This window comes from Arthrobacter liuii, from assembly GCF_014639275.1.
Lineage (GTDB): Bacteria > Actinomycetota > Actinomycetes > Actinomycetales > Micrococcaceae > Arthrobacter > Arthrobacter liuii.
In genome coordinates this window covers 65,982-73,804 of record NZ_BMFW01000021.1, presented here as the reverse complement: position 1 = coordinate 73,804, position 7,823 = coordinate 65,982, and the positions used below count along the sequence as shown (strand labels likewise).

12 protein-coding genes are annotated in these 7,823 nt (G+C 63.9%); 8 read left to right on the top strand and 4 right to left on the bottom strand.

Features of this window, described 5'->3' with window-relative positions:
- Positions 1-46: 46 nt before the first annotated feature.
- The 3 genes from IEW19_RS17045 to IEW19_RS17035 all read right to left on the bottom strand — a co-directional run bounded on the left by IEW19_RS17045 (position 47) and on the right by IEW19_RS17035 (position 1,345).
- The gene (locus IEW19_RS17045; protein WP_188572786.1) at positions 47-325 is read right to left on the bottom strand and encodes a hypothetical protein; all 279 of its coding nucleotides are present in this window, start codon (positions 323-325) and stop codon (positions 47-49) included.
- Positions 326-796: 471 nt separating this feature from the next.
- Positions 797-1,024, bottom strand: coding sequence for a DUF2188 domain-containing protein (locus IEW19_RS17040; protein ID WP_188572785.1), 228 nt, complete (start codon positions 1,022-1,024; stop codon positions 797-799).
- 156 nt (positions 1,025-1,180) lie between these two features.
- Complete coding sequence (locus tag IEW19_RS17035; protein ID WP_188572784.1) at positions 1,181-1,345, bottom strand: hypothetical protein; 165 nt, start codon at positions 1,343-1,345, stop codon at positions 1,181-1,183.
- A 116-nt stretch (positions 1,346-1,461) separates the two neighbouring features.
- On the opposite strand from IEW19_RS17035, the gene IEW19_RS17030 reads away from it, so the two are divergent.
- From IEW19_RS17030 to IEW19_RS17010, 5 genes are all read left to right on the top strand, one after another.
- Positions 1,462-1,728 (top strand): glutaredoxin family protein, encoded by a 267-nt coding sequence (locus IEW19_RS17030; RefSeq protein WP_188572783.1) that lies wholly within the window; start codon positions 1,462-1,464, stop codon positions 1,726-1,728.
- Positions 1,729-1,754: 26 nt separating this feature from the next.
- Complete coding sequence (gene ssb, locus IEW19_RS17025; protein WP_188572782.1) at positions 1,755-2,288, top strand: single-stranded DNA-binding protein; 534 nt, start codon at positions 1,755-1,757, stop codon at positions 2,286-2,288.
- A 70-nt stretch (positions 2,289-2,358) separates the two neighbouring features.
- Positions 2,359-2,814, top strand: a complete 456-nt coding sequence (locus IEW19_RS17020) for a hypothetical protein (protein WP_188572781.1) — start codon at positions 2,359-2,361, stop codon at positions 2,812-2,814.
- On the top strand, positions 2,804-3,067 hold the full coding sequence (locus IEW19_RS17015) for a ParB family protein (RefSeq protein ID WP_188572780.1): 264 nt from the start codon (positions 2,804-2,806) through the stop codon (positions 3,065-3,067). Before IEW19_RS17020 ends, IEW19_RS17015 begins: the two co-directional genes overlap by 11 nt.
- Before the next feature lie 33 nt (positions 3,068-3,100).
- Entirely contained in the window at positions 3,101-3,361 is a 261-nt protein-coding gene (locus tag IEW19_RS17010) for a helix-turn-helix domain-containing protein (protein ID WP_229748541.1), read from the top strand.
- 299 nt (positions 3,362-3,660) lie between these two features.
- Here the strand turns inward: IEW19_RS17010 and IEW19_RS17005 are convergent, their stop codons facing one another.
- Positions 3,661-3,969, bottom strand: coding sequence for a hypothetical protein (locus IEW19_RS17005; RefSeq protein WP_188572778.1), 309 nt, complete (start codon positions 3,967-3,969; stop codon positions 3,661-3,663).
- Between the two features lie 247 nt (positions 3,970-4,216).
- Between IEW19_RS17005 and IEW19_RS17000 the strand changes: the two genes are divergently transcribed.
- The 3 genes from IEW19_RS17000 to IEW19_RS16990 are packed head-to-tail and all read left to right on the top strand — an operon-like array spanning position 4,217 to position 7,517.
- Positions 4,217-4,615 (top strand): MobC family plasmid mobilization relaxosome protein, encoded by a 399-nt coding sequence (locus IEW19_RS17000; protein ID WP_188572777.1) that lies wholly within the window; start codon positions 4,217-4,219, stop codon positions 4,613-4,615.
- A complete protein-coding gene (locus IEW19_RS16995) occupies positions 4,612-6,252 on the top strand; it encodes a relaxase/mobilization nuclease domain-containing protein (RefSeq protein ID WP_188572776.1) in 1,641 nt (546 codons plus the stop codon). The genes IEW19_RS17000 and IEW19_RS16995 overlap by 4 nt, the downstream gene beginning before the upstream one ends.
- Before the next feature lie 32 nt (positions 6,253-6,284).
- The gene (locus IEW19_RS16990; RefSeq protein ID WP_188572775.1) at positions 6,285-7,517 is read left to right on the top strand and encodes a hypothetical protein; all 1,233 of its coding nucleotides are present in this window, start codon (positions 6,285-6,287) and stop codon (positions 7,515-7,517) included.
- Positions 7,518-7,823 lie beyond the last annotated feature (306 nt).

Here is a 7,823-nt window from a genome sequence, read left to right as displayed (position 1 = left end):
GCACGCTGGGTGATGAGGTGGAAGCCTGCGCTCAACGCGTTCGCGATCACCTTCGCTGGCCGGTTCGAAAGAACCTTCCACTAATGAAAACCGCCGGACCCCACACACCGTTTATCGGACAGTCCCTTGTCAAGGGACGGAGATTCTCGAACAGCGGGTAGTCGGCAACAGTGTTGAGGTGGCTACCCTTCTGGAGTTCAGGATAGGTGGCTGCGGCGATGTATTTCTCTAGCGCCTGAGGCACACCGGCCCCTCCGTCGGGGAACTTTGACTTCACGTCGTCAGGCATGGTCAGGCCGCTCAGGTCCAAGGGTTTTGAGACCATTACATCCTTTGCGAACTGGTCGGAGACGCTCAGGACGGGAGCTGCGGCTGTCGTCTCAGGAGCCGTGGCTGCAGTAGCGGTCTCCGAGGACTGGGGTGTTGCCTGGTTTGTGTTGGCGGGTGCGCCACAGGCTGAGAGTGACAATGCCAAGGCCATGATGGGCAGGCCGAGTGTTCGTAACGATGTCTTCAAAATGAGTTCCCCCGGTTTAGTTCTGCGTGAGGGCGGAAACAGTGCCCCGCCACATGAAATCTAACCGCAGATTCCCCGTTTCACCTGCAACGATGTCACCGGCGACCCAGAAACCCGGTCCCAGGCAGCGGAAGGCCACCCCAAGCCCACCCGGCCTCTGCCGGACCCTCCTGATCTACCCACGACCAGACTCGCAACAGCGGATTTGAATTGTAAAGGGAGGGGCCATCCATCGGCCCCTCCCTCCTGTCCGTCGCTGCCCTAGGGCAGCTCCTTGGCTTAGCCAGGGACGTTCCTCGGATCGTTGCCGTAGCTGTTCTTTTCGGAGATCACGCCGTCCTGGTTTTTGATGATGTGCTCGACCTTGTCGGCCCGGGCGGCTTCGCGGCCAGCCGCTACCGCATCCTCTTTGGTGCTGTAGCCGGCGCCGAAGGCCCGATCAGTGCCCTCGCGCTTGTTCTTCCACTGGCCATCTTCGTAGTACGTCTCAATGTCTCCCTGAGCCACTGCCCACTCCTTTGCCGTTCGTTTTTTCAACCTGACTTTGGATAGCGAAAAGCCCCGCAGCACTGGGGGACCGCGGGGCGTTTCCAAGGCTTCCCCGTCTCAATGGGGGATGGGCGGAGAAGCTGACACCAACCTAATAACAAGCATGCTTAGTTTTCAAGCCCATGCGCCGACCGGCGCGCCGGATACCTTTCTCATGGTCCAAGACTTGAGCGTCCGGGTCCGGCCCATTCCGGAGGGGGAGTTGTCTTCGGCAGGGACGGTGAATGCAACCAGGTCCAGCACTCCAAAGCTGCCTTCCTCACCTTCGCTGGTAGCCAAGAATGCCTAAAACAAAGGGAAAAACCGTTTTCATTCACATGAATGCGCGGTAGAATGGAGGTAGCTGGAAAAGCAGACGAACCTAACTGAAGTGATACGAAACCGAGGACTGAACAATGACTCTGACCATCTACACCAAGCCCGCCGGATGCTTTGGCTGCACCAAGACCAAGCAGAAGTTCACCGAGGCCGGCGTACCCTTCCGGGAGGTCGACGTCACGACCAACCAGGCCGCTTTCGAGTACATCACCGAAGATCTTGGCTACTCCCAGGTTCCCGTCGTCGTCTACGACAGGGACGGCACGGAGAACCACTGGTCAGGGCTGAACCCGGGCGGCATCGAACAGATCATCGCCATCGAATCCCACGGCACCGAAGCCTGAACCGGGAAAGGCAGGGGAGGGCTCTTATGTCAGGGGAAACCAGCATCACCGTCACCGGGAACCTCACTGCGGATCCCGAGCTGCGGTTTACCCCCGCCGGCGCGGCCGTCGCCAACTTCACGATCGCATCCACACCCCGGGCGTTCGACCAGGCCCGCGGCGCATGGGTGGATGGGGAGACCTTGTACCTGCGGGCAAGCCTCTGGAGGGGCGCGGCAGAGAACGCCGCAGCGTCTTTGGGCAAGGGAGTCCGGGTCATCGCCACAGGGGTATTGAAGCCGCGCACCTTCACGACCAAGGCGGGGGAGCTGCGCACCGTGGTCGAGTTCGACGTCGAGGAAATCGGCGCTTCGCTGCGCTACGCGACAGCACACGTCCAACGCTCCCCGAAGGCCGATACTGACGCCGCCGAAGACGACCGTCGGCACGAGGAAACTCACCCGGCGGACCAGTTCGTCCTGAGCAGCCGGGCCTACGCAGACGACGAGCTCTGGTTCGGGCTGACCGCCAACCCGGAGGGGAGCATCACGCCCTCCACCGCCGGCCTCCATGCCGACTAACGAACCGCGGTCCGAGCCTCCAGGTACGCTGCACCCAACCGCCACAACGACATGCAACCGAAGGAAGACCATGACGCACGAAGATGATCTCCGCGCCTGGGCCAAAGGCTCCCACACTCTCGAGGCCGCCACGGAGCTTCTGCTGCGTGCATTCGAGGGCCGCTTCGCCGCCATCGGCTACCCGTGGGTGCACGCCGCCGGCACGTCTCCTGAAGGCTACAAAGAGAACGCCTGGATCGACTTCGAAGCTCTCGGCGAGGATGCCGAGTCCGGAGCGTACTCGGGCGGGGAGGGCCGGTTCCTGCAGCTAGCAGCGTCCCTCGGCGCCGACGTTCCTGTGGTCCTTGGCGATACCCTGCCGGGGCTGGACCGGAAACTGTTGGACCTCGTACTGGCCGCGTTCGCCCACGCCGGCGGCAGCCACCAGCACTCCGATATTCGGTTCAGCGAGGATGGCATCCCGACCTTGCGCCCCGGCTATCTGGACACCCTGCACGCGTGGCCGCGGGACCTTCGTGCCGTCTAGGAAGACCGCTGCGTTCACCCCTTACTTCAGCGCGGACGAAGCGGGCCAGGTCCGTGCTGCGTTCCTTGCCGCCGGAGCGGCCGAGGGGGATGCGAGCGTGTCCGACTTCATCGTGCGGGCGACGATGCGGGAAGTGAAACGCCTTCAGCACAAACACAACCAGGGTATGAAGTGGGACCCCGTTCCGCCGGGGTCTCTGCGCAGAGGACAGCGCACCAGGGACGAGCTGCGACACCGGAACGAGGACGAGTAGAGCATGGGTCAATGGACTGATGAGGCGAACAACATGCCAGCCGCCCAAGCGGCTCCGGGTCTGTCGAAAATGCTGACGCTGGAGCAGGTCCGGGAGATCCTGAACGTCAAGAGCAGCCTGGTCTACGCCCTGGTCCGCAGCGGGCAACTTCCTGCAGGCCAATTTGGTGGACGCGGGATTTGGAGGGTCCGGGAAAGTGATCTTGCCGCCTACATCGAAGGCGCTTTCGCCAAGACTGCGGAACGCATCGCCGCTGGACAGATTCCCCAGGATCACGTCACCGAAGACGACTGAGCAAGGTACTCAAAAAAGATGAAGGCCCTTTCGACCGCTGTGTCTACGGCTGGAAAAGACCCAGCCGTTCTCACGGCCATCGGCCGGAAGAGCGTGTCTTGGACCATGGGAAACTCTGTCGGTGGCGACCACTGGCGGTCCAGGCTGTGCACGGCCGCCGGTCGCTGTGGCGGGCTGACGGGATGTGGTTCTCTGGCGGATGTGTGCAGCCGGTCAGGTGGGTCCCGTCGTCCCCCTGTGTGCGGGAAAAGCAGCGGAGCGGTTGGGCTTTTGCCGTGCCCAGGTGGGCGAGGGGAACGTTACTGTTCCTCGCTGGCTTCGCCGCCGGAGGCGGCGTCGGTGGCGGCCGCTGTGGTGCGTGCGGCGTTCTTGCGGCGGCGGCCGGCCGCTGCCGATTCCAGGCCCAGCTTCTTCAGTTCCTCCGGGCTCCAGCCGTCCTTTGTGGCGCGTACATAGGCGCGCTTGTCTTCGCGTTCTGCCTCGGCAAGTTGCTCGCGGAGGTCAGCGATCCGCTGCCGCGTCCTGACCAGGTCCGTGACGGACTCGATACGGGAGTCAAGTAGTGCTTTGGCCTGGTTGCGTGTCTGTTCAATGTCGATGGTTGCCATGCCTCCAGCCTAGCGCGTGGGTCCGACGGGAGTCCGCAGCGACCACACGCCGAAAGGGGTCGATTGGAAGTGCACCACGGCCGGGGGTGACCAGAGAGCGAAGACTTAATCTGACGGAGCAAGCTATACACTTACACGGGTGTAAGTGGCTTGGGGCGCTCGACACTGGCGGTCGGGTGCGGCACACTTGAGAGTGTGGTCCCCGGTTCGGGGTCGCTGCGCTGGGCCAAGGGGAGGGATGGATTGAATGTCGGATGAGCAAGCTCCCCGCCGTTTCAATCTGTCGCGCCGCCGCCGTGAGAATTCGCCCGCTGGGACGAAGAAGCGCCGTGACCTGTGGGTCACTGCCGAAGAGGAAGCGGCTCTGGTTGCCCGCGCCGCCCGGGACAAGGTGACTGTGCCGAACTTGCTGATAAGTTCCGCGCTCTCGGAGGCGCAGGAAACGACGGTGGAGCGACGCGCCGCTATCGCCGAGCTGATGTCTCTGCACAATCTCCTGGCTCGTTCGTCGAACAACATCAATCAGCTCGCCCGGCAGGCCAACGCGACCGGTGAATTCCCTGCCGAAGCGCGGGAAGCGCTGAAGCACATCCGGTCCGTGGCGATGCGTATTGACCAGACAATTGAAGGGCTGATGCAGGGATGATCCCGAACATCACCCGCGGCTCCCGGATGAGCGGCCTCATGGTCTACCTCGCGTCGACCGATGAGAACAAGACGAAGAACGCACACACCGATCCGCACCTGGTCGCCGGCGACGCCGCGATCATGGCGTGGTACGACGACGGCGTCCTGGACCGCGACGACGCCCTGGCCATTGCGAAGCACCTGGACCAGCCACGCAAGGCGTACGGAGTGTCCGTCCAGATCAAAGACATGCAGTGGGATGCGTCCAAGAAGGAACGCATTCACGTGGGCTACAAGGACGCCAGCGTGTGGCACTGCTCCCTTAGCTTGTGCGCCGAAGAAGGCTCGCTGACGGACCAGCAGTGGGGTGACATCGCCAACGACTTCGTGGACGCCATGGGCTTCACCCAAGCCAGCGGCAAAGCGCAATGCCGGTGGGCAGCGATCAACCACGGCACGAGTGAGAACGGTAACCACCACATCCATTTGGCCGTGTCTCTAATCCGCGAGGACGGCACCAAAGCATCGACCCACGGCGACTACAAGAGGGCACAGCAGACCTGCCGTGAGCTGGAGGTCAAGTACGGACTTGAGCAGCTCTCCAGCGTGCACGCCACCCGCGGCTACGACCGCGCCGAGAAGGCCACCGCTGTCCGCGACGAGCGCGAGATGCACCGGGCCTCCCTGGCACGAAAGGTACGCGCCAGCGCAAGCGCCTCAGCGACCGAAGACGAGTTCGTCCGCCGCGCCCGCGACACCGGGCTGCTCGTGCGTCCGCGCTACGCAAAGAACACCACAGACGTCATCGTCGGCTATTCCGTGGCCGAACGACCGAAGCCAGGACAACGGCCCATCTGGTTCGGTGGCGGCACCCTCGCCTCGGACCTGAAGCTCGGCGCGCTCCGCGAGAACTGGATGGACTCACCTCAGCTGGCCACGGCCGCTGCAGCCGAGTGGAACGCAGCTGCCCGCAACCGCCGCACCGTCTCCAAAACCGGTCCCGAAAACGGAACCCCGCCAGAACAGATGTGGGTTGAATGCACGCGGAATGCGACCGCCCTGGCGGACCAGTTGCGGTCCATTCCCCGCGACGATCATGCGACCTGGGCGAAAGCAGCACGGGACGTCTCCGGCGCCTTCGCAGCATGGTCGCACCGGCTGGAAACAACGCCCGGCCCCCTCGCCGCCACCGCCGCGGAACTGTCCCGCACGGCCCAGCTACGGTCGCCGCGCCAGCACGGCAAGCCGGTCGCTCTGCCCTCCATCGCGGGCACGGCGATGTTGTTCATGGCAGCCTCCAGCAAGAACAAGTCTGCGGCGCAGACAGCCCTCATGGTCCAGCTGATCAACACCGCGTTCGCGGTCTACGAAATGCACCAGCAGTCCGGACGAACCCGTGAGGCCCAGCGCATCCGGGCAGTCGTCGAGCAGCAGCTGGCACCGTTCACCGCCACAATGCCGAAACCAGTCCTGGTAGGCGCCGAACAGCAAGCCGAGACCGGTGCTGCCGCACCGGCCAGGGCCGTTGACATTGCCCGGCGCGGAGTGGCGCCGATCCGCCCAGGATCGGCAGTGCCGCAGACACCGACGTCGGCTACGCCGGCGAAGACTTTCCAACCCAGCCGACGCGACAGCGGGCCGGGCCAGGACCGATAAGGACGAACACCACTAGTGCAAAGGGGAAGCCGATGAGTGACTCGGATGGAATGGATGACCTTGTGGACGGCGGCCTGCGGCAGTCGCTGATGATCGGCTCACGCATCGCCGAAACGCTGGCCCGCCGCCGGCAGGAATCCCAGCGCCAGGAAGAGCACGCAGCCACGCAGGCGGCCTACGAGGCGAACGCCCGCCTCACAGCAGAGCGCAGCGCAGCACGCGCGGCCCTCGCACCGGTCAACAAAGACCAATGGTGGGACAAGGCCCAGCCTCGGGACATCGCCACGGCCTACACAACGGCCGAGGCCTGGAAGAACCACGACCCCGCAGCCCTGGCGGCCGCGGAGAAGATCCGGCAGGAAGTTCTCAACCGGTACGGCATCGACACCCGCGACGCCGCAACGAACGCCGCGTCCCTCGAGGCCGGCATCCAGAACGCCGCTACTGACAGCACACGGCAGGACGCACTTGCGCGCAGCCAGGAAGAAACCCGGGCCGCAGCCGCCGAGCACGAAAAAGCAATGAGCCTCCTCGCCGCAGCCAGCATCGAAGACCTCCGCGCCCAAGCCGCTGTGCTCGCCCCCGAAATGGAACGTCACCAGGTCCCCGTCGAATACCTGGCCGACCCCGAACTCGCGACCGCAATGCAGATCGCCCACGCGGCCAAAACCCCCGCAGCGGTAGACGCCGCCGACGCAACCGTGAAAGAACGTCTTTACCTCATCGGCAAGGACGGCATCAACGGCCCAGACATCGACCAACTCCGCAAGGAGACAGCCGAAAGCGTCAACGGCGCCGGCAACGAGCACTTCGAAGACCCCGGCTTCGTCCAGGCCGCAAAGGAGATGCACGAAACCAAACTCCTGGCCGAGGCCGGCTTCACCGGCTCAGAGCGGGCCCCGATGGAACAGCGGTACGAACTGGCCGAGAAGGAACTCTTCACCCGCATGGAAAGCGTCGGCCGCGAAATTGAGGACCGTGTCACCGGCAGCGACAGCAGCCGACTCACAGATCAGGGTCTTAAGGCAGAAAGTGCGTCGGCCGCCGGATACGGTTCAGCGGAGCACTTAGGGAAGTTCGCGGACTCCCTGGAGGGTGCTGGGGCGAGCGAAGCCCAGGTCCGTGGACGGCTTGTTGCAGCCCGCAGCGAGGGTACTCACCCCAGCGCAGCCGTGACCATGGACAAGGGCGCTACGAAGGCCCGTAAGTCGCGCTCGGGGGCATCTGTTGGCGCACAGCGAGGGAAGGGCGGCCTGTCCCGTTGATTGGCAGGCAGGGGAAAGGGGCGTCACCTTCGGATGGCGCCCCTTTTCGATTGCCGAGTCAGAGTTTGGTGGACTTCCCAGCTGCTGCCAGCAGGTCACTCATGAAGGACGAGCCCAGTGTCACCCCGGGATCGTCTTTGGACTCAGGGGAGGAACCGAATACTCGGCTAGCAAAGGCCGCTCTGAGGTGGTCCTTGAGTTCCTGGTCCGTTAGGGGTTCTACGTAGCCGTCGAAGGTAAGCAACTGCTCTTTGATCGTCCTCGCCCAGGTACCCTGATCGCGGTGATACCCGGCTTGTCTCCCGA

Coding starts and splice junctions, on each gene's coding strand:
- IEW19_RS17045 (WP_188572786.1), bottom strand. CDS start 325: ATGGTCTCAAAACCCTTGGACCTGAGCGGCCTGACCATGCCTGACGAC.
- IEW19_RS17030 (WP_188572783.1), top strand. CDS start 1,462: ATGACTCTGACCATCTACACCAAGCCCGCCGGATGCTTTGGCTGCACC.
- ssb (WP_188572782.1), top strand. CDS start 1,755: ATGTCAGGGGAAACCAGCATCACCGTCACCGGGAACCTCACTGCGGAT.
- IEW19_RS17020 (WP_188572781.1), top strand. CDS start 2,359: ATGACGCACGAAGATGATCTCCGCGCCTGGGCCAAAGGCTCCCACACT.
- IEW19_RS17010 (WP_229748541.1), top strand. CDS start 3,101: ATGCCAGCCGCCCAAGCGGCTCCGGGTCTGTCGAAAATGCTGACGCTG.
- IEW19_RS17005 (WP_188572778.1), bottom strand. CDS start 3,969: ATGGCAACCATCGACATTGAACAGACACGCAACCAGGCCAAAGCACTA.
- IEW19_RS17000 (WP_188572777.1), top strand. CDS start 4,217: ATGTCGGATGAGCAAGCTCCCCGCCGTTTCAATCTGTCGCGCCGCCGC.
- IEW19_RS16995 (WP_188572776.1), top strand. CDS start 4,612: ATGATCCCGAACATCACCCGCGGCTCCCGGATGAGCGGCCTCATGGTC.
- IEW19_RS16990 (WP_188572775.1), top strand. CDS start 6,285: ATGAGTGACTCGGATGGAATGGATGACCTTGTGGACGGCGGCCTGCGG.